Raw genomic sequence first — 18,444 nt, 5'->3', positions numbered from 1 at the left:
CGAGCCCCGGCGAGGCTGCGAAGGCGGCGGTACAGGTGCTATCCAAGGTGCCTGACCCACCGCTTTCGCAGCCTCGCTGAAGCTCGACAGCTCCCACAGGGATCGGGTTTGTCAGTCAAACCTCGGCTCACAAAAGCATCGCGACGCGTACACATCTCGCCCGCAATCGAGATCAACTGTGGGAGCTGTCGAGCCCCGGCGAGGCTGCGAAGGCGGCGGTACAGGCGCTATCCAAGGTGCCTGACCCACCGATTGTCGCAGCCTCGCGGAAGCTCGACAGCTCCCACAGGGGATCGGGGTTGTTGGTCAGGGTCAGCTACCCGCCAGGCAACTTGGGGTGCCGGCGACCAGGGCATCGATTGCGCAACGCGTCTTCGCCGGCATGTGTGCGGCCGTGGGCCAAATCACATGGATCGGTGCAGGCTGGTCGCGGTGGCTCGGCAGGACCGCTTGCAGTTGGCCGCGCAGCACATAGTGCGCAATCAACCAACTCGGCAGCCAGGCCAGGCCCACGCCGGCGATAGCGGCATCGGCCACGGCCTGGAGGTCGTCCAGCACCAACGGAAATGTCATCCCCGAGCGATACAAATTGTTGCAACGGTAGGCAATGCCTCGGTGGCTGGCGAGGTCATCAATACACTCAATTGGCCCGACACGTTGCAAGTACGCCGGTGAGGCGGCCAACCCCACGGACTGCTCGCCCAAACGGCGTGCGCTCAGGCGGTCGGTGTCCGGCAGCGGGCCAATGCGCACGGCCACGTCGAAGCCTTCCTGTGCCAGGTCTATCAGCCGGTCAGAGAACGAGATCTCGATCTCTAATTGTGGATAACGGTCCATCAAGCCCCACAAAGCAGGCGCCGCGTAGTGGTGACCAAACGCCAGCGGCAGGCTCGCCCTTAACCGCCCACGCGGCTGTTGGCGGCCACTCTCCAGCACCGACTCGGCGGCTTCCAACTCGGCCAGTGCGCGCAAGCAATGCTCGTAGTACGCCTGCCCGTCTTCGGTCAGACGCTGGCGGCGGGTGGAACGCTGCAACAGGCAGGTGCCCAGGCGGGCTTCCAGTCGCGCCAAACCTTTACCCACCGCAGAGCGCGTGAGGTTGAGCCGCTCGGCGGCCTCGGTCAGGTTGCCGCTTTCGACGATCTGCAGAAAGAGTTCAACGCCATCAAAACGCGGAGTGGCCATGATTCTATTGTCGCTCTTAGTTCCCTTATCAAAAGAAAACTTATCACGAATAAGGAAATCTGTTCCCGCGAGAATAGGGTTTCACTCAACCGTAAGGAACACCCCATGCCGCCCGCCGCCGCTGTATCGGCCGTCAGCGCTCCGCGCACCGCCAGAGATAGCCTTGCCCTCACCGCCGTCTGCCTCGTCGCCCTGATGTTTGGCCTGGAAATCTCCAGCGTGCCGGTCATCCTTCCCACCCTGGAACAGCAACTGGGCACAGGTTTTCAGGATGCCCAATGGATCATGAATGCTTACACCCTGGCCTGCACCAGCGTATTGATGGCAGCCGGCACACTGGCTGATCGCTTTGGCCGGCGACGCATGCTGGTGCTGTGCTTATGGGTGTTTGGCCTGGCCTCGCTGGCATGTGGCCTGGCAAACAATGCTTCCACGCTGATCGCAGCGCGTTTTGTTCAGGGCGTGGGCGCGGGCGCGATGATGATCTGCCAGTTCGCGATTCTTTCGCACCAGTTCCGTGAACCCACGACGCGTGCACGTGCCTTCGCGATTTGGGGCGTGATCGCGGGCGTGGGCCTTGGCTTCGGGCCGATGGTGGGGGCGTTGATTCTGGCAATCGCGGACTGGCGCTGGGTGTTCCTGGTACATGCGCCGCTGACATTGTTGACCTTGGTACTGCTGCGTATCAGCGTGCAAGAGTCGCGCGACCCGGCCGGCCATCGTCTGGATATTGCGGGCATGCTGACCCTGACACTGTCGGTGTTCGCCCTGGTCTACTTCATCACTCAGGGCAGCGAGCATGGTTTCGGCTCACCGGCCATGCTGGGCTGGGCGGGCTTGTCGCTGATGGCGCTGCTGCTGTTCATCGCTGTCGAGCGCCGCAGCGCTCACCCGATGTTCGATTTCTCGGTGTTTCGTATTCAGCGCTTCAACGGCGCCTTGATGGGTTCGATTGGCATGAACTTCAGCTTCTGGCCGTTCATGATCTACCTGCCGCTCTACTTCCAGGCGGGCCTGGGCTACGACACCATGACCACCGGCGGCGCCCTGCTCGCCTACACCTTGCCCACCTTGCTGGTGCCGCCGCTGGCTGAACGCCTGGCCCTGCGCTATGGCGCCGACCGCATCATCCCGCTGGGCCTGGGCATGATGGGTGCGGGTTTTATGGCCATGGCGGCGGCCAATGGCGCCGAACATCCGAGCGTCGTACTCGTGCTTTTCAGCTGCGTGACGGCTGGCGTGGGGCTGGCACTGACCAACTCACCGACCACCAACACCACCACCGGCTCCGTCTCGGCCGACCGCGCGGGCATGGCCTCGGGCATTGACCTGAGTGCGCGACTGATCACGCTGGCACTTAATATCGCGCTGATGGGCCTTGTGCTGTTGCTCGGCATCGGTCATCACCTCTCTGGCCTGTTGCCCGATGCCACGGCCCTGGATTGGCCCGCGATCAGCCAGAACATCGCTGCAGGCAAGTTGGACACGCCGATGCTCGCACCCGCAGATGCCCAGGCGGCCCTGCGCCATGGCGCCGGTTGGGCGATGCTTTTTGCCGGCATAGGCGCTTGCGGATTGGCGTTGTTGAGCAGGTATTTCTTTCGACGTGGCAGCTAAACAAAAACGGGCCTGCAGATGCAGGCCCGTTTGATTGGATTGAAAAAACACTCAGCTATCAGCCGTTAAGCGCAGCCTGTTCGTTTTCCAGAAATTCCTCTTCGAGTTCGGCCTCGTCGGCCTTGGTATCAGGCAGAGCTTGCCCAGCGGCGCGTGGTTTGCCGCGTAACTTTCCGTACAGATGCTCCAGCGCATGCTCAAGCTTGGTGGCTGCGCCATCAATTGCCTGTTCCAGGGTGTCGGCCTTGTGCAATACCGACAGTGGTTGATGGCCCTTTGGCCGTGCTTCCAGGCGGCAACTCAAATCGTGGGGACCAGGCTTGTCGCCATTCTCGTCTTTCAGGTAGACCTCGACGCGGGTCAGGTCTTCTTCGTAACGTTCGAGCGTGCTCTCAATGGTAGTACGTACCCACTCCTCCAGTCGGATGCTGCTTTCAATATGGTTATCGCTATTGACTTGGATTTGCATAGTTCTTCCCTTATTTCAGCTAGCTCGCAGGAGGTCACAAACTGCAACACCGGGGTGGTGAAACCATGACCTCTTGTTTACACAATTGAGCACTCAGAAGAACAATTCAACCCCTTTGCAAAGATAAATTACATATTACGAATTAAGCCTGACGACGAGCAAAAACGCTGTTAGGGTGGGGAGTTAGTTACATCTTCTTACGCTTAGCCAACCTTACAATTGCCCCTCTCCCAGCGGGTGCAATCCGCGAAAAATCCCCGCTTCCTCCACCAGCCAGTCATGCACCGCGCGTACGCCCGGATGGCTCAGCGCGCCCGGCGCGTACAGCAGCACGTAGCGTTTGTGGTTTGGCACCGCGAGGCCGAACGGGACGATCAAAGTGCCACGCTCCAGCTCGTCATTGAGCAAGGTTCGCCGTGCAATCGCCACGCCCATGCCGGCAATGGCGGCCTCGATGGTCAGGTGATTGCGGTTGAACGTGTGCCCACGCCGTACATCGGCGTGGTGGTAGCCGATGGCATTCAAGTAAAACTCCCACTCAGCGTATTCATAACTCCCACGCCAGGCGGTGATGTCGTGCAACAGCGGAAAATGCACCAGGTCGGCCGGGCCATGCAGTGGCGGACGCCCACGCAGCAAGCTGGGTGCGCACACCGGGAAAATCTGCTCTTCGAGCAAGGCTGTGGATAACAGCCCGGGATAGCTGCCGTCGTTCAAGTCGATGGCCAAGTCGAAATCGCCCTCATGCAGGGCGACGCTGCTGTCTTCCGCGACCATGCGCAGTTGAATATCCGGAAACCGTTGCTGCAGACGCGGCAAACGCGGGGTCAGCCACTTACCGAGAAACGAAGGGATGGACCGCAAGCGCAAGGTGCCGCTGATCATTCCCGCGTCCAGCCGCTGCAACTCGGCATCAATGCTGCCGTAGGCCTCGCCCACCGTCGCCGCCAGCCGCTGCCCCTCGGCGCTCAGCTCTACGCCGCGCGCGCGTCGGTGAAACAGACGAAACCCCAAACGCTCTTCCAACTGGCGGATCTGTTGGCTCACCGCCCCCGGTGTGATGTGCAGTTCTTCGGCGCATCGGGTGAACGACAAATGCCGCGCAGCACAGGAAAAAACGTGCAACCAGACATACGTCTGGCCATGAAGGGGCCGAGTCATAGGGTTTAGTCCTGCTAAAGGGTGTCTTAGGATAATTCGTTGGTCAGTGCCGTTCCAGAGGCTCAGTATCGCGCCAATTCCGCTCGTCCTACAAAACATGGCAGCGATTCCTACTCCATTGCTTGTAAGGCTTTAGCATGGCTATCAGCGTTTTCGATCTATTCAAGGTGGGCATCGGCCCCTCCAGCTCCCATACCGTCGGCCCGATGCGGGCAGCGGCGACCTTTGCCCAGGCCCTCACCGACCAACAATTGTTGAGCCAGACACGCCGTGTCGAGGTGCGCCTGTACGGTTCGCTGTCTGCCACCGGTGTCGGCCACGCCACCGACCGCGCCTGCGTGATGGGGCTGATGGGCGAATGGCCAGACAAAGTCGATCCCACCTCGATCAATGCACGTATCCAGCAATTGCGCGAAACCGGCCAACTGCTGCTCGCAGGTAAGCAGGCCATCGCCTTCAACTGGCACACCGACCTGCTGCTGCTGGAAGAAAGCCTGCCCTACCACCCCAACGCCATGTCCCTGCACGCCTATGGCGACAACGGCCTACTGAGCGAACAGACCTATTACTCGGTGGGCGGTGGTTTCATCATCGAAGCGGCCGAAGCCGCTTCCGGCATTGCGCCGACCAGCGATGTTGAATTGCCCTACGACTTTTCCAGCGCCGTCGAACTGCTGGCCTTGTGCAACAAGCACGGTCTGCGGGTTTCCGAACTGATGATGGCCAACGAACGCGCGTGGCGCAGCGATGAGGACATCCGCAGCGGCCTGCTGCACATCTGGTCAGTCATGCGCGAATGCGTGGAGCAAGGCCTGCGCGATGAAGGCATCTTGCCGGGTGGCCTGGACGTGCCACGCCGCGCGGCGAAATTGCACCGCAGCCTGTTGGAAATCGGCAAGCCGAATGTCATCACTTCAACATTGTCGGCGATGGAATGGGTCAACCTGTTTGCCCTCGCCGTCAACGAAGAAAACGCCGCTGGCGGGCGCATGGTCACTGCGCCAACCAATGGCGCGGCGGGGATCATCCCGGCGGTGCTGCATTACTACATGAAGTTCAACGCCGACGCGTCCGATGACGATGTAGTCAATTTCTTCCTGGCTGCCGCCGCCGTCGGCATCCTCTGCAAGAAAAACGCTTCGATCTCCGGCGCCGAAGTCGGCTGCCAGGGCGAAGTAGGGTCCGCCTGCGCGATGGCCGCTGCAGGTTTGGCCGATATCCTCGGCGCCACCCCGGAGCAGCTGGAAAACGCCGCCGAAATCGGCCTGGAACACAACCTCGGCCTGACCTGCGACCCGGTCGGCGGCCTGGTGCAAGTGCCGTGCATCGAGCGCAACGCCATCGCCGCGGTCAAGGCAATCAATGCCACGCAAATGGCCCTGCGCGGTGACGGCAAACACTTCATTTCCCTCGACCGGGTGATCCGCACCATGCGCGACACCGGCGCCGACATGCATGACAAATACAAAGAAACTTCACGGGGCGGCCTGGCGGTCAGCTGGGTGGAGTGCTGATCGGAGCACTGCAACCCGTCCTAAACGTGAGCCCGCGCAAAAATAATAACGAGGCAATATCGATGACCGATGTACGTACACCTGCTGCTGAAAATCCCGCTGTCGCAATAGAGACCACCGTTACCAAAGGCTGGACCAAACACGACACCACCTGGATGCTGGGTCTCTACGGCACCGCCATCGGCGCGGGCACCTTGTTTCTGCCGATCAATGCTGGCGTCGGCGGCTTCTGGCCGCTGATCGTGCTGGCGCTGCTGGCTTTCCCGATGACCTTCTTCGCTCACCGTGGGCTGACGCGCTTTGTGCTGTCAGGCAAATCCGGCGACATCACTGACGTAGTCGAGGAACACTTCGGCGTCGGCGCCGGCAAGCTGATCACCTTGCTGTACTTCTTCGCCATCTTCCCGATTTTGCTGGTGTACAGCGTGGCGCTGACCAACACCCTGAGCAGCTTCATGGAGCACCAGCTGCACATGGCCCCGCCGCCTCGGGCGATCCTCTCGCTGGTGCTGATCCTCGGCCTGATGGCCATTGTGCGCTGCGGCCAAGGCGTGATCGTCAAAGCCATGAGCGTGCTGGTGTACCCGTTCGTCGCTGCCCTGCTGTTGCTGGCCGTGAGCCTGATCCCCAACTGGAACGGCGCATTCTTCGCCTCCGCCAGCGAAGGCATGCCGCTGCCGATATTCTTCAAGACCCTATGGCTGGCGATCCCGGTGATGGTGTTTTCTTTCAACCACTCGCCGATCATTTCCGCCTTCGCTGTCGACCAGAAACGTGTGTACGGCGCCCAGGCCGAGCGCAAGAGCAGCGGCATCCTCGCCACTGCGCACGGCATGATGGTGCTGACCGTAATGTTTTTCTGCTTCAGTTGCGTGCTGGCCTTGTCGCCGGCTGACCTGGCGGCTGCCAAAGCGCAGAACATCTCGATCCTGTCGTACCTGGCGAACCATTTCCAGACGCCGGTGATCGCCTACGCCGCGCCGTTGATCGCGCTGGTGGCGATCACCAAATCATTCCTCGGCCATTACATCGGTGCCAGCGAAGGCTTCCAGGGCTTGATCGTCAAATCCCTGCGCGGGCGTAACCGTACGCTGTCGTCCAAAGGGCTGGAACGCTGCACCGCGCTGTTCATGGTGCTCACCTGCTGGGCCGTGGCCACGTTCAACCCAAGCATTTTGGGCATGATCGAAACCCTGGGCGGGCCAATCATCGCGTGCCTGCTGTTCCTGATGCCGATGTATGCGATCCGCCGCGTGCCTGCTCTGCGCCAGTATTCGGGCCAAGTGTCGAATGTGTTTGTGGTGGTGATCGGGCTGATTGCGCTGTCTGCGATCGTTTTCTCTGTGTTGCCCTGAAACAAAGCACTGACCTCAAGAACCACGCAAAACAAATGTGGGAGCGGGCTTGCTCGCGAATACGGTGTATCAGCCAATAGATACTTGGCTGCAGGACCGCATTCGCGAGCAAGCCCGCTCCCACATTGAGATTTCACTGGCTCTGGGCGCTATACGGCACGGCCCTTGCTGTACAGCTATTGAGGAAAACGGACCTTGTGAAAACCTCAGCGACGGAGTGGCCGGTGGTCAGGCAACGCGAACTAATCCAGACACCGGTCGTCAATGACTGCATGTTCTTATCAGGCGGTAACGCACCATGGACAATCCTTTTCAGATCATCACCGACACCTTTACGCCCAAATACCGCGTCAACCTGAGCATCCAACGGCTAGATGGCAGCATCATGCTCACCCTCTCGAACGAGGATGGCGTGGTCGCCAAACGCATGATCAGCGCCGAACAGCGCAACGACCCGCAACGGCTCAAACGGCTGGTGCAAAGCATTCAGTTCGGCATCGCCATCGAGCAGGGCCACAGTGCCATGGAGATTCTGACGGTGATGACGGACGGCGACCATAAACTGCTGCAGCAACCGCCCGCTCGCGCCCTGCCCTTCAGCGTCGGGCTTTAAAGCTCGCCCTTCTCGGTTTCCAGGCTCGCCTCGCCTTTGCGACGCGGGCCTTCGACTTTCACCGAAGGAAATGCCGACGAGGCGTAGCGCACCACCAGGATCGAGAATGCCAACAGCAAAATCCCGCCGCACAGGTAGATGATGCCGATGTCCGGCGGGTTGTGGTGGGAGACGTTGGAGATCAGCAGGCGCGTCAGCGCGGTGATTGCCACGTAGATCAGGAAGCGCACCGGCATGTGGTTGGTCTTGAAATAAATCCCCACCATCGCACCCAATTCCAGATAGATGAACAGCAGCAAAATGTCATCGATCTTGATGTGCCCGGTTTCCAGCATCCCCAGAAACTCCATCACCGCCGCCCACGCGGTCACCGCACCAATGGCGAACAGCGCCAGGTAGTGGAATGTCTCGACAAACAAATTACCCAGCGACTCAGCCAGCCCATGGACGTTCTGGCGCAGTTTTTCGGCCCAGTTGATTTTCACGATGATGCTTCCTTAGGTCGGCTCGACCGGATAATGCGATTTGGACGTGACGGTTGTTCTGCATGCAGAAAAAAGGCCAGACAGTAGGAGTTGAGATGGTGGCCGCGTGATATGAGACACAAGGTCGTCACAGGTAAGGCGCCAGCCTCGACTACGTGCACCTCGCGGCAGTGCTCAATGCCTATTTCCCGACTACATTAAAAAACTGCTACCCAAACCCCGTGGTTTGGCTTACCCTTTTCGCTGTATATAAATACAGTAGTCGCAAAAGACAACTATCGTGAAGGCATGTGAGGTGGTGAATGGCCGTCGAAGTGGTATACCGCAGCAGCCGAGATCTGGAGCGTTTGTTCATGGATAAAGCCGAAGCTGACCGTCATGACAAAATGCTTGAACTCGCTGAGTTGCTGGCAGAAGTGTTGCAAAAAGCCGTGCCGTCCCTGAGCGAGCAGCAGGTGGAAGAAGCCGGGATCTACATGGCGAAGAATCGCGATGTATTTGCCAAGGCGTTCAAGAGCCAACCGGACGCATTGTCCGAGTTGCTGAACCCAACGGCGGAATAAAGCCCGAATTGAACAGGCTCTGAATCCTTGATTCAGGGCCTTTTTAATGCCCGATTATGGGTAGAGCAGCCGTTCGGCCAGCTCATCTGCCACCCGGGCGGGCGAGCGTTTTTCGGCTTGGGCGTGGGCGAAGATTTCCGTCAGGCGCGTGCCGATGTTCGCCAGGTGCGCGGTGATGCTCGGCAGCTCGGCGCCGTTATGTTTAAGGGCGACGTAGATCAGGCCGCCGGAATTGATCACATAGTCCGGCGCGTAAAGGATGCCGCGCCCTTCCAACTGGTCGGCGATGTCCAGGGTGGTGAGTTGCGCGCTGGCCGAACCCGCCACGGCGGCGCAGCGTAACTGGCCGACGCTGTGTCGATTGAACACGGCGCCGACGCCGCAAGGCGCAAGAATGTCGCACGGCGTGCTGAGCAAGGCGTCATTGGCGATGGGGTGCGCGCCGAGTTGCTCCATGGCCAGTTGCACCTTGCCATTATCGATGTCGCTGACCAGCAGTTCGGCGCCGGCCGCGTGCAGTTGCTCGGCCAGTGCATAACCCACATTGCCCAGGCCCTGGACGGCCACGCGCAAACCTTCAAGGTTGTCGCTGCCCAGTCGGGCCATGGCGGCAGCGCGGATGCCGGTGAACACGCCCATGGCCGCATGCGGCGCCGGGTCGCCCGCGGCAGTGGTGCTGGTGACGAAGCGGGTGTGCTGGGCGATGCAATCCATGTCTGCTACCGAGGTGCCGCTGTCGATGGAAGTGATGAAGCGGCCGTCGAGCTTTTCGATGCAACGGCCAAACGCTTCGAACAGCGCTGCGCGGCTTTCCACGTGTACGGGGCGGATGATGACCGCCGTGCCGCCGCCCACCGGCAAACCGGCCAGGGCAGCCTTGTAGCTCATGCCTTGAGCCAGGCGCGCGGCATCAGCCACGGCACTTTCATCGTCGGGGTAAGAAAGGTAGCGACAACCGCCCAAAGCGGGGCCCAGGCGGCTGTTGTGAATGGCTATGACCGCCTTCAGCCCGGTCACCGGATCGACGCTCAGGTGCAGCGATTCAAGGCGGGTGCTGTGCATGAGAGCAAACATCGTCAAGCTCCCGAATCACTTCTGGTAGAGGCCCAAGTATAGGCTGACGGTAGGAAACTGCCGAAGCGCGCTGGAATAAGCCGACCCAATTCACAGACCCCGCGACATAAGCAGGCCGGATATTTCTTAATCACTGGACGAAAATTCACAGCAAGGCTAAAACGGGGGCATCCGCCGGAGAACGCAATGAATCCCCGCACAGCTTTTTTCGCCTGCCTGGACCGTTCACCCCCAGCGCTGTTTGAAGCCGCGCTGTGGATTGCTGCCGAGCACGACCCGGCCGTACAGCCGCTGTTGATCCTGCAAGAGCTGGCCGTGCTGCAACAACAGGTCAGCGTGGGCATGCCCTTGTTGCCGGCGGATGAACTCGGCCAACCGCTGCTGCGGCGCCTGAATGACCTGGGCTTCGCTCAGGATGACTTCACCCCACTGCGCCCCGCCGCTGCCCTTCTCGACAAGGTGCTGCAACGTAAACGCGGGCAGCCGTTGGCGATGGGCCTGATTGCGCTGGAGATGGCCCGGCGCCTGGACATTCCGATGGTCGGTGTGAATTTTCCGGGGCATTTCCTGCTGCGCGTGCCCGGTGCCGATCACCTGCTGGACCCCTGCGGCGGGCGGCGTCTGTACCCCAATGATTGCCGTGAGTTGCTGCACCGCCAGTACGGCCCGAACCTCAAGTTACAGGCCGACCACTTGCTCACCGCCGAGCCGCGCTCGATCCTGCAACGGTTGTCACGCAACCTGCGCCAACTGCACCTCTCCAACGACAACCCGCTGGCCGCCTTGATCGACGCCGAGCGCGTGCTGGAATTGGGCAACGCCAGCGCCGCCGATTACCTGGCTCGGGCCAGCCTGTACCAGCGCCTGGATTGCCCCAGCGCCGAGCGCTTCGACCTGGAGCACGCGTTGTTGCTCAGCGAAGACCCGATCCAGCGCCTGCGCCTGACCGAGCGGCTGGGGCACTTGCCGCCCAATTCAGTGGTGCATTGAACTGGTGATTGCGGCTTATATGGCTGGTCGTGGCGAGCGTGCTTGCCCCGCGTTGGGCTGCGCAGCAGCCCCAATCCCCAATCCCCAATCAATATAGTCACCGCATCTCTCCAGACAAACCGCAGTGGCAGGTTTTTGGGGCCGCTTCGCAGCCCAACGCGGGGCAAGCCCGCTCGCCACAACACGCCATCACAACATCTACCCAGCCAACACCATCAGTGCTTGGCCGGTGCTTTGAGAATATCGCTGTGGAACGGCCCCTTCGCCGCAACTGATCCAGGCGAACGCACCTGAATGATCAACAGCGCTGCGATCACCGCCGGAATCGCGCAGAAGAAGAAAATCTGCTGCACCGGTATATGCATGGCCAACAGCATGCTGCCAAACAGCGGCCCCAGGATTGACCCGAATCGCCCCACGCCCAAAGCCCAGCCGGTGCCCGTGGCGCGCACGTGTGCCGGGTAGAAATTGCTGGCGAAGGCATTGAGGGTCAGTTGACCACCGATGATGCAGAAGCCGGCCGCAAACACACAGGCCACCAGATAACGCGGGTTATCGTGATTCAAGCCGAGCAGAATGGTGCACACCGCAGCGGCGGCCAACACGCCGGACAACAGCCGCACTTTGCTTTTCAAGCGATCGGCAAACCAGGCCATGCCGATGGCACCCAAGGTGCCGGCAAACAGGAACATCGAGGTCACCAGATTGGCTTCCTTCAATGGCAGGCCGCTTTCCAGCAACAACGACGGCAGCCAACTGATCATGAAATACAGCAGGATCAGGCTGACGAAAAAGGTTGCCCAGATCAGCACGGTCGGGCGCGCGTAACCCTTGCGAAACAGTTCCACCACCGTCAGTTTGCTGCCCTGCTCCTGAAGGTTTTCAGCTTCACTCGCCAGCGGCGGCTGCCAACCCGGCAGCATGCGCGCGGTGACTGTACGCAAGCGCGCATACGGCGGTGCATCGCGTAACAGCCGCGGCAGGGATTCCGGCAACAGCCACATCAGGAAAGGAAACAGCAGCAACGGCGTCACGCCGCCCGCCAGGAACACCGCCTGCCAGCCGTAGCCTTCGATAAACCCGGCGGCGACAAAACCGCCGGCTGCGCCGCCAAACGAAAAGCCACACGCGGCCAGCGTCACCATCAAGGTGCGCATCCGCGGGGGCGAATAGTCCGACATCAGCGCCATGGCACTCGGCATCGCGCCGCCCATGCCGATGCCGCAGATAAACCGCGCGGCCATCAATGTGGTCAGGGAATTGGCAAACACCATCAGCACCGTGAGAGTGGCGTAGATCAGCACGCAGCCGAGCAGGATGCGGCGCACGCCGAAGCGGTCGGCCAATGGCGTCACCAGCAGCGAGCCGAGCGTCAGGCCCAGCAGGTTGGCGCTGAACACCGGGCCGAACGCGGCTTTTTCCAGGCCCCAATCCTTGGCCAATGCCGGCACCACATAACCCAGTACCTGGGCATCGTAGCCATCGGTGACCAGCAGCAACGCCAGCAACACGAGGATCAACCACTGATAGCGCGACACCGGACGGGCGTCGAGTGCCGCACGAAAGCTGGCAATCTGATTGTGCATCGCAAGGTACCTATTATTTTTATAAGGGTGACGCTGATCAACTGTGGGCGCTGGCTTGCCTGCGATGACGGCCTGTCATGTGCGCCATCACTGGCTGACACTGCGCTATCGCAGGCAAGCCCGCTCCCCCATTGATTTAGGGTGTGTCCGGGGTATCGGGTTGATTAGCCGGGTGCGCCTGCACAAATGCCGGATGCTGCGCCGCCAACGCCGCCACGCGCGCAATGCGTGGGTACGCCGCCAGCGGCACTTTGAAGCGTTCCGCCGCATACAACTGCGGAATCAAAAACGCATCCGCCATCCCCGGCTGCTCGCCAAAACAAAAACCTTTATCCCCAATCAACTGCTCCACTGCGCCCAGGCCCTGGCTGATCCAATGCCCGATCCACTCCAGCAATTGCGCTTCATCGTGCCCCCACTTGCGCAATAGGTTCTGGGTACTGGAGTTGTGCAGCGGGTGAATATCACAGCCGATGATAGACGCCACTGCGCGCTCATGGGCGCGCGTCGCCAGGTCTTTGGAAAGCAGCGGCGACTGTGGATAACGCTCCTCCAGGTACTCGATGATTGCCGGCGACTGAGTCAACAGTTCGCCTTCGTCCGTGCGCAACGCCGGCACGCGGCCCTGCGGGTTGATCGCCAGGTAGTCCGGCTGGCGATTGGCACCGCCCGGCGGCACCAGCAAATTGACCGGCACCGCGGTGACGTCCAGCCCCTTGAGCGCCAGGGCGATCCGCACGCGGTATGACGAAGTGGAGCGGTAATAAGTGTAGAGTTCCATCGCCCTGCCCTCTTAACGCGCCGCGACGACGGTGCCACGGCACTCGCCGAACCCGATGGAGGCAAACCCTTCGCGGCTGCAACGCGCGCGCAGGATGATTTCGTCGCCGTCTTCGAGAAACTTACGGACCTCGCCCGAGGCCAGTTGAATCGGCTTTTTACCGCCTTCGGTAATCTCCAGCAGGCTGCCGAACTGCCCCGGCTGCGGGCCAGACAATGTGCCCGAACCAAACAGATCACCGGCCTGCAATTGGCAGCCGTTGACGCTGTGGTGCGCAACCATTTGCGCCACAGTCCAGTACATGTGCTGGGTGTTGCTCAGGGTCAGGCGATGGGCCGGCAGATTTTGCTCACGCATCGCGGCGGTGGTCAGCAGCACTTCCAGTTCGATGTCGAAACCGCCTGCGGCCTGGTCACGCTTATCCAGCAGGTACGGCAGCGGTTGCGGATCGCCCTCGGGGCGTGCCGGTTGGGCTTTGCGGAACGGCTCCAAGGCTTCGGCCGTCACCACCCAGGGCGAAATGCTGGTGATGAAACTTTTCGACAGGAAAGGCCCCAGCGGCTGGTATTCCCAGGCCTGGATATCGCGCGCCGACCAGTCATTGAGCAGGCAGAAACCAGCGATGTGCTCGGCCGCATCGCCAATCGCGATCGCGTCGCCCATGGCATTGCCCTGGCCGATCCAGATGCCCAGTTCCAGTTCGTAATCCAGGCGCGCGCAAGGACCAAACGTTGGCTCGGTTTGGCCGGCCGGCAGCGTCTGGCCTTTAGGCCGACGCACCTCGGTGCCCGACGGGCGAATGGTGGAGGCACGGCCGTGATAACCGATCGGCACGTATTTGTAGTTGGGCAGCAGAGGATTGTCGGGGCGGAACAATTTGCCAACGTTCTGCGCGTGTTCGATGCCGACGTAAAAGTCGGTGTAGTCATTGATTTTTGCCGGCAAGTGCATCTGGCAATCGGCGGCGAAGTGCAGCACCTGCGCCTCACGGGTTTGCAGTTTGCTGCCTTCGGCAAGCAGCTCCAGCAGGCGTTCGCGCAAGGCCAAACGCGGGCCACGGCCAAGCTCGAAGAACGCATTCAACTGGCCGCCGACAGTCGCCTCGACCGCGCGGCGGGCTTCGCCGTCAAACTCATCCAGGGCCGCGTGCAGGTCGAGAATGCAGTCGCCAATCGCCACGCCGCTGCGCGGTGCCGAGCCATTGATACTGAACACGCCCAGCGGCAGGTTCTGCAGGGGAAAGTCCTGGTGACCGTTGGCGGAGGCCACCCAACTGCGGGCTAGGGTTGGTTGAGTCATGGGTTATCTCCGGTTCGGGTTGAAGGTGGCAGGCAGTGAGGCCCAGCACGCGTCGTAAGCGGGTTGCAGTTGCGGGCATTCCAGGGCGAACTGTGTGGGGCGCAGCACTTGGCTGGTCTCGAACATGAAGGCCATGGTGTTATCAATCTTGTGCGGCGCCAGCTCGACATTGATCGCCTTGGTGCAGGTTTCACCGTCCGGGCCGTGCGCGCTCATGCAGCTGTGCAGCGAGGCGCCGCCGGGCAGGAAGCCTTCGGCCTTGGCGTCGTAGGCGCCCTGGATCAGGCCCATGTATTCGTTCATCAGGTTGCGGTGGAACCACGGCGGCCGGAAGGTGTTCTCGGCCACCATCCAGCGCGGCGGGAAGATGACGAAGTCGAGGTTGGCCAGGCCGTGCACGCTGGTAGGCGAGGTCAATACGGTAAAAATCGACGGATCCGGATGATCGAAGCTCACGGTACCAATGGTGTTGAAACGGCGCAGGTCGTATTTGTACGGCACGTTATTGCCGTGCCAGGCGACCACGTTGAGCGGTGAGTGATCGAGTTCGCAGCCCCACAGCTCGCCGAGAAATTTCTGCACCAGCGTTGTCGGCTTTTTGAGGTCTTCGTAGTGGGCAACCGGTGTGAGGAAGTCACGCGGGTTGGCCAGGCCGTTGCTGCCAATCGGGCCAAGGTCGGGCAGGCGCAGCGGCGCGCCGTGGTTTTCCGCGATGTAGCCGCGTGCGTGCGCGTCCAGCAGTTCGACGCGAAATTTCAGGCCCCGCGGCAGTACGACAATTTCCAGCGGCTCCACGTCCAGCACGCCCAACTCGGTGGCGATGCGCAGGCGACCCTGCTCGGGGACGATCAACAGTTCACCGTCGGCGTTGAAGAACACGCGCTCCATCGAGCGATTGGCGCGGTAGGTGTAGATGCTGATGCCAGACGGCTGTTGCGACCCGGCGTTGGCGACCATGCCCACCAGGCCGTCGATGAAATCGGTGGGCTCACTCGGAATATCCAGAGGGTTCCAGCGCAAGCGGTTGGGCGTCACTGCGCCCAACGGCCCACCGGCCAACTGCCGCTCAAGCTTGACGAACGCCGGGTGATTGGCCGACGGCTGAATGCGGTACAGCCAGGTGCGGCGGGCTTCGCTGCGCGCCATGGTAAAGGCTGTGCCGGAGAACAGTTCGGTGTACAGGCCGTACGGGGCTTTTTGCGGGGAGTTCTGGCCAATGGGCAGCGCGCCAGGCAGGGCTTCGCTGGCGAATTGATTGCCAAAGCCCGATTGGTATTCGAGGTTCATGGAGCATCCTCTGAGCGGAAGTTGTTTTTATCGTAATCCAGTTACGCATAACGTAATTTGATCACTGTCGACCGTCAAGCTATAAAGACGCCCATTCCCCCTCTCGGATTCTCGCTCCTCCATGGAAAAGCCCCGCGACACCGGTAAACAGAAAGTCCGCTCGGCCGAAGTGGGCACCGATATTCTTAAGGCTCTCGCCGAACTGTCGCCGGCCACGTCGCTGTCGCGCCTGGCCGAGCATGTGCAGATGCCGGCGAGCAAGGTTCACCGCTATTTACAGGCGCTGATCGCCTCGGGTTTTGCTGAACAGAACACCGCCACCAACCATTACGGCCTGGGTCGCGAGGCGTTGCGCGTGGGGCTGGCCGCGCTGGGCAGCATGGATGTGCTGAAAGTCGGCGCCCTGCCCCTGGCCGAACTGCGCGATGAGTTGAATGAAACCTGCTTTCTGGCAGTGTGGGGCAACCAGGGCGCGACTGTCGTGCACATCGAGCCGGCGGTGCGCGCGATCACGGTGGTGACGCAGCTGGGTTCGGTGTTGCCGCTGCTCAGCTCGTCCACCGGGCTGGTGTTCAGCGCTTACCTGCCATCGCGGGAAACCGTGGAATTGCGCGAGCGCGAGATCCAGGCGGGTAACGCCCATGCGTTGGCGGACGATCAGGCTTACGCCACCGCGTGCGAGCAGATCCGCAGCCGTGGCCTGCACTTTGTGCACGGTTTGCTGATGCCCGGCGTCGACGCGTTGTCGGCACCGGTGTTCAACGCGGTCGGCCAGGTGGCGGCGGTGATGACCGTGGTTGGCCCGACCTCACTGTTCCACGCCGATGAAGATGGCCCGGCGGCGCAGCGCTTGCTGGCGGCGACCCGGGCCGTGAGTTGGCGGATGGGCTATCAGCCCTGAATCAATCGTCCCAGCGAGACAGGGCCACGGCCACGCGGTTCTCCAGCGCCTTGACCTGCGCGCCGGCCACCACGTAGTTATTGCTCAGCATCGAGAACACCAACGTGCGCCCATGGGTGTCGTTGAGGTAGCCGCTTAATGACGATACGCCGCCCATGGAGCCGGTCTTGGCATGCAGGTTGTTTTCAGCCGGCGTGCCGCGCAGGCGATAGCTCAGGCTGCCGCCGGTCATGCGGTCAGTGTTGCCGGCAATCGGCAGCGCGTTGTACCAGGCGTTGAACCACGGCTGTTTGCGCGCGGCCAGCAGCAGGTCGGTGAGGGTTTGCGACGACACCAGGTTCTGCCGTGACAACCCTGAGCCGTCGACCTGGCGCAGCGCCGTGGTGTCCAGGCCCTGGCGCTTGAGGAAACCGGCGACAGCCACCACACCCGCCGCCGCCGTGCCGCTATTGGCGGTCTGACGGCCCATGGCCTTGAGCAAGGCTTCGGACATGTTGTTGTTCGAGAGTTTGAGCAGCGGCGTGATCAATTCCTGTAACGGCGCCGATTGATGCTCGGCCAGCACGGTCGCCGCAACCGGGCTTGCACCGCCCATCACCCGCCGCCCGAGCACCGTGATGCCCTGCTGCGCCAATGCGTGTTCAAACAGGTTGGCCACCAGTTGCGTCGGCTCCCAGACACTCACCAGCTGCGGGCTCTGCCTGCCCGGCGCCACCGCGCCGCTGAGCTGCAGAAGATTGGTGCCATGGCGGCGGTTGATGCCATACGTATTGCCCGGCCCACTGACGGCGCGGTTGCTCAATTGCAGGTAGTCGGTGGGCGGAAAGATCTCGACACTCACCGGTTGGCCGACACGCGCCGGTGCCTTGGCCGTGACCAGTACGCTGCCCGCATCAAAATCCGCATTGGGTGACACGGTCAGCGCCGAAATCTGTGCGCCATAGTAGGTGGTCTCATCATCGTGGGACCAATCGACACCGAGCCGCTCGCCGTCAAACCAAGTGTCGTCAAACACCAAATCGCCCTGGACCTGACGCACGCCCTGGCTGGCCAACTGCGCGGCCAGGGCCTGGTAGTCGGCGAATTGGATCGTCGGGTCGCCGAGGCCACGCAGGTACAGATTGCCAGTCAGGCGATCGCCCTGGCGTATGCCGTTGCTCAGCAGTTGCGTGGAGAACCGGTATTGCGGGCCCAGCACTTCCATCGCCGCCGCCGTGGTCAGCAGCTTGAGATTGGACGCGGGGACCAGACGCGTGCGCGGGTTGTGCTGATAAAGCGTGGCGCCACTGCGCGCGTCACGCACCGTCAGCGAAACCGTGGCGCCGTGCAGCGCCGGGTCGGCCAGCAGTTGGTTCAGGGTCGCCTGGGTGGAGGTCTGCGAAACGCTCGCGCAGCCGCCCAGCAAGAAGCTCAAGCCAACCAGCATCGCGCTGGTGTGTATCCATCTGCCCAAGTGCATCAGTAGCGTTTTCCCGCGAAGTTTTCAGTGGCGGCAACGCTACCAGCTCAATGCCGTTGTGGCGAGCGGGGCTGTCGTGGCCAGTGGGCTTGCTGCGGCCACCGG

Annotated in this window: 17 protein-coding genes; 7 read left to right on the top strand and 10 right to left on the bottom strand. The window is 61.5% G+C overall.

Translation table 11 applies throughout. The annotated features are described in order from the left end of the window. Positions 1-312: 312 nt before the first annotated feature. Positions 313-1,185, bottom strand: coding sequence for a LysR family transcriptional regulator (locus AACV02_RS06805; RefSeq protein WP_119738502.1), 873 nt, complete (start codon positions 1,183-1,185; stop codon positions 313-315). Positions 1,186-1,290: 105 nt separating this feature from the next. Between AACV02_RS06805 and AACV02_RS06800 the strand changes: the two genes are divergently transcribed. Next, positions 1,291-2,802, top strand: coding sequence for an MFS transporter (locus AACV02_RS06800; protein ID WP_119738500.1), 1,512 nt, complete (start codon positions 1,291-1,293; stop codon positions 2,800-2,802). A 58-nt stretch (positions 2,803-2,860) separates the two neighbouring features. Here the strand turns inward: AACV02_RS06800 and AACV02_RS06795 are convergent, their stop codons facing one another. Further along, positions 2,861-3,271 carry an HPF/RaiA family ribosome-associated protein gene (locus AACV02_RS06795; protein WP_106579487.1) on the bottom strand — a complete coding sequence of 137 codons (411 nt, stop codon included), beginning with the start codon at positions 3,269-3,271 and terminating at the stop codon, positions 2,861-2,863. 213 nt (positions 3,272-3,484) lie between these two features. Further along, positions 3,485-4,432, bottom strand: a complete 948-nt coding sequence (locus tag AACV02_RS06790; protein WP_119738498.1) for a LysR substrate-binding domain-containing protein — start codon at positions 4,430-4,432, stop codon at positions 3,485-3,487. Between the two features lie 137 nt (positions 4,433-4,569). Here AACV02_RS06790 and AACV02_RS06785 point away from each other — a divergent pair, with 137 nt between their 5' ends. The 3 genes from AACV02_RS06785 to AACV02_RS06775 all read left to right on the top strand — a co-directional run bounded on the left by AACV02_RS06785 (position 4,570) and on the right by AACV02_RS06775 (position 7,914). Beyond that, on the top strand, positions 4,570-5,946 hold the full coding sequence (locus AACV02_RS06785; protein WP_119738496.1) for an L-serine ammonia-lyase: 1,377 nt from the start codon (positions 4,570-4,572) through the stop codon (positions 5,944-5,946). 62 nt (positions 5,947-6,008) lie between these two features. Then, a complete protein-coding gene (locus AACV02_RS06780; RefSeq protein WP_119738494.1) occupies positions 6,009-7,301 on the top strand; it encodes a serine/threonine transporter in 1,293 nt (430 codons plus the stop codon). A gap of 298 nt (positions 7,302-7,599) precedes the next feature. After that, positions 7,600-7,914 (top strand): DUF3509 domain-containing protein, encoded by a 315-nt coding sequence (locus AACV02_RS06775; RefSeq protein ID WP_106579491.1) that lies wholly within the window; start codon positions 7,600-7,602, stop codon positions 7,912-7,914. Here AACV02_RS06775 and AACV02_RS06770 read toward each other — a convergent pair. After that, positions 7,911-8,399 (bottom strand): phosphate-starvation-inducible protein PsiE, encoded by a 489-nt coding sequence (locus AACV02_RS06770; protein ID WP_106579492.1) that lies wholly within the window; start codon positions 8,397-8,399, stop codon positions 7,911-7,913. The genes AACV02_RS06775 and AACV02_RS06770 overlap by 4 nt on opposite strands. Positions 8,400-8,701: 302 nt before the next feature. On the opposite strand from AACV02_RS06770, the gene AACV02_RS06765 reads away from it, so the two are divergent. Then, complete coding sequence (locus AACV02_RS06765; RefSeq protein WP_016974596.1) at positions 8,702-8,962, top strand: YebG family protein; 261 nt, start codon at positions 8,702-8,704, stop codon at positions 8,960-8,962. Between the two features lie 54 nt (positions 8,963-9,016). On the opposite strand, the gene AACV02_RS06760 is transcribed toward AACV02_RS06765, so the two are convergent. Next, on the bottom strand, positions 9,017-10,036 hold the full coding sequence (locus AACV02_RS06760; protein ID WP_119738492.1) for a Glu/Leu/Phe/Val dehydrogenase family protein: 1,020 nt from the start codon (positions 10,034-10,036) through the stop codon (positions 9,017-9,019). Positions 10,037-10,222: 186 nt separating this feature from the next. Here AACV02_RS06760 and AACV02_RS06755 point away from each other — a divergent pair, with 186 nt between their 5' ends. Beyond that, a complete protein-coding gene (locus tag AACV02_RS06755) occupies positions 10,223-11,026 on the top strand; it encodes a SirB1 family protein (protein ID WP_119738490.1) in 804 nt (267 codons plus the stop codon). Positions 11,027-11,241: 215 nt separating this feature from the next. On the opposite strand, the gene AACV02_RS06750 is transcribed toward AACV02_RS06755, so the two are convergent. From AACV02_RS06750 to hmgA, 4 genes are all read right to left on the bottom strand, one after another. Next, positions 11,242-12,612 (bottom strand): MFS transporter, encoded by a 1,371-nt coding sequence (locus AACV02_RS06750; RefSeq protein ID WP_119738488.1) that lies wholly within the window; start codon positions 12,610-12,612, stop codon positions 11,242-11,244. 136 nt (positions 12,613-12,748) lie between these two features. Further along, positions 12,749-13,393 carry a maleylacetoacetate isomerase gene (gene maiA / locus AACV02_RS06745; RefSeq protein ID WP_119738485.1) on the bottom strand — a complete coding sequence of 215 codons (645 nt, stop codon included), beginning with the start codon at positions 13,391-13,393 and terminating at the stop codon, positions 12,749-12,751. Between the two features lie 12 nt (positions 13,394-13,405). Continuing rightward, entirely contained in the window at positions 13,406-14,692 is a 1,287-nt protein-coding gene (gene fahA, locus AACV02_RS06740) for a fumarylacetoacetase (RefSeq protein ID WP_119738483.1), read from the bottom strand. A gap of 3 nt (positions 14,693-14,695) precedes the next feature. Further along, a complete protein-coding gene (hmgA, locus tag AACV02_RS06735) occupies positions 14,696-15,979 on the bottom strand; it encodes a homogentisate 1,2-dioxygenase (RefSeq protein ID WP_119738481.1) in 1,284 nt (427 codons plus the stop codon). Between the two features lie 121 nt (positions 15,980-16,100). On the opposite strand from hmgA, the gene AACV02_RS06730 reads away from it, so the two are divergent. After that, positions 16,101-16,880: an IclR family transcriptional regulator gene (locus AACV02_RS06730; protein ID WP_119738479.1), complete on the top strand. Its 780-nt coding sequence runs from the start codon at positions 16,101-16,103 to the stop codon at positions 16,878-16,880. Between the two features lies 1 nt (position 16,881). On the opposite strand, the gene dacB is transcribed toward AACV02_RS06730, so the two are convergent. Beyond that, the gene (gene dacB, locus AACV02_RS06725) at positions 16,882-18,339 is read right to left on the bottom strand and encodes a D-alanyl-D-alanine carboxypeptidase/D-alanyl-D-alanine endopeptidase (RefSeq protein WP_119738476.1); all 1,458 of its coding nucleotides are present in this window, start codon (positions 18,337-18,339) and stop codon (positions 16,882-16,884) included. Positions 18,340-18,444: the final 105 nt, after the last annotated feature.

Source organism: Pseudomonas sp. Larv2_ips (genome assembly GCF_963879675.1).
Classification (GTDB): domain Bacteria; phylum Pseudomonadota; class Gammaproteobacteria; order Pseudomonadales; family Pseudomonadaceae; genus Aquipseudomonas.
The sequence above is the reverse complement of the archived record's forward strand: the minus strand, read 5'-3'. Positions and strand labels throughout refer to the sequence as shown.

Bases quoted from the DNA above. Each gene is read 5' to 3' on its own strand.
- AACV02_RS06805 (WP_119738502.1), bottom strand. From the start codon at position 1,185: ATGGCCACTCCGCGTTTTGATGGCGTTGAACTCTTTCTGCAGATCGTC.
- AACV02_RS06800 (WP_119738500.1), top strand. From the start codon at position 1,291: ATGCCGCCCGCCGCCGCTGTATCGGCCGTCAGCGCTCCGCGCACCGCC.
- AACV02_RS06795 (WP_106579487.1), bottom strand. From the start codon at position 3,271: ATGCAAATCCAAGTCAATAGCGATAACCATATTGAAAGCAGCATCCGA.
- AACV02_RS06790 (WP_119738498.1), bottom strand. From the start codon at position 4,432: ATGACTCGGCCCCTTCATGGCCAGACGTATGTCTGGTTGCACGTTTTT.
- AACV02_RS06785 (WP_119738496.1), top strand. From the start codon at position 4,570: ATGGCTATCAGCGTTTTCGATCTATTCAAGGTGGGCATCGGCCCCTCC.
- AACV02_RS06780 (WP_119738494.1), top strand. From the start codon at position 6,009: ATGACCGATGTACGTACACCTGCTGCTGAAAATCCCGCTGTCGCAATA.
- AACV02_RS06775 (WP_106579491.1), top strand. From the start codon at position 7,600: ATGGACAATCCTTTTCAGATCATCACCGACACCTTTACGCCCAAATAC.
- AACV02_RS06765 (WP_016974596.1), top strand. From the start codon at position 8,702: ATGGCCGTCGAAGTGGTATACCGCAGCAGCCGAGATCTGGAGCGTTTG.
- AACV02_RS06760 (WP_119738492.1), bottom strand. From the start codon at position 10,036: ATGTTTGCTCTCATGCACAGCACCCGCCTTGAATCGCTGCACCTGAGC.
- AACV02_RS06755 (WP_119738490.1), top strand. From the start codon at position 10,223: ATGAATCCCCGCACAGCTTTTTTCGCCTGCCTGGACCGTTCACCCCCA.
- AACV02_RS06750 (WP_119738488.1), bottom strand. From the start codon at position 12,612: ATGCACAATCAGATTGCCAGCTTTCGTGCGGCACTCGACGCCCGTCCG.
- maiA (WP_119738485.1), bottom strand. From the start codon at position 13,393: ATGGAACTCTACACTTATTACCGCTCCACTTCGTCATACCGCGTGCGG.
- fahA (WP_119738483.1), bottom strand. From the start codon at position 14,692: ATGACTCAACCAACCCTAGCCCGCAGTTGGGTGGCCTCCGCCAACGGT.
- hmgA (WP_119738481.1), bottom strand. From the start codon at position 15,979: ATGAACCTCGAATACCAATCGGGCTTTGGCAATCAATTCGCCAGCGAA.
- AACV02_RS06730 (WP_119738479.1), top strand. From the start codon at position 16,101: ATGGAAAAGCCCCGCGACACCGGTAAACAGAAAGTCCGCTCGGCCGAA.
- dacB (WP_119738476.1), bottom strand. From the start codon at position 18,339: ATGCACTTGGGCAGATGGATACACACCAGCGCGATGCTGGTTGGCTTG.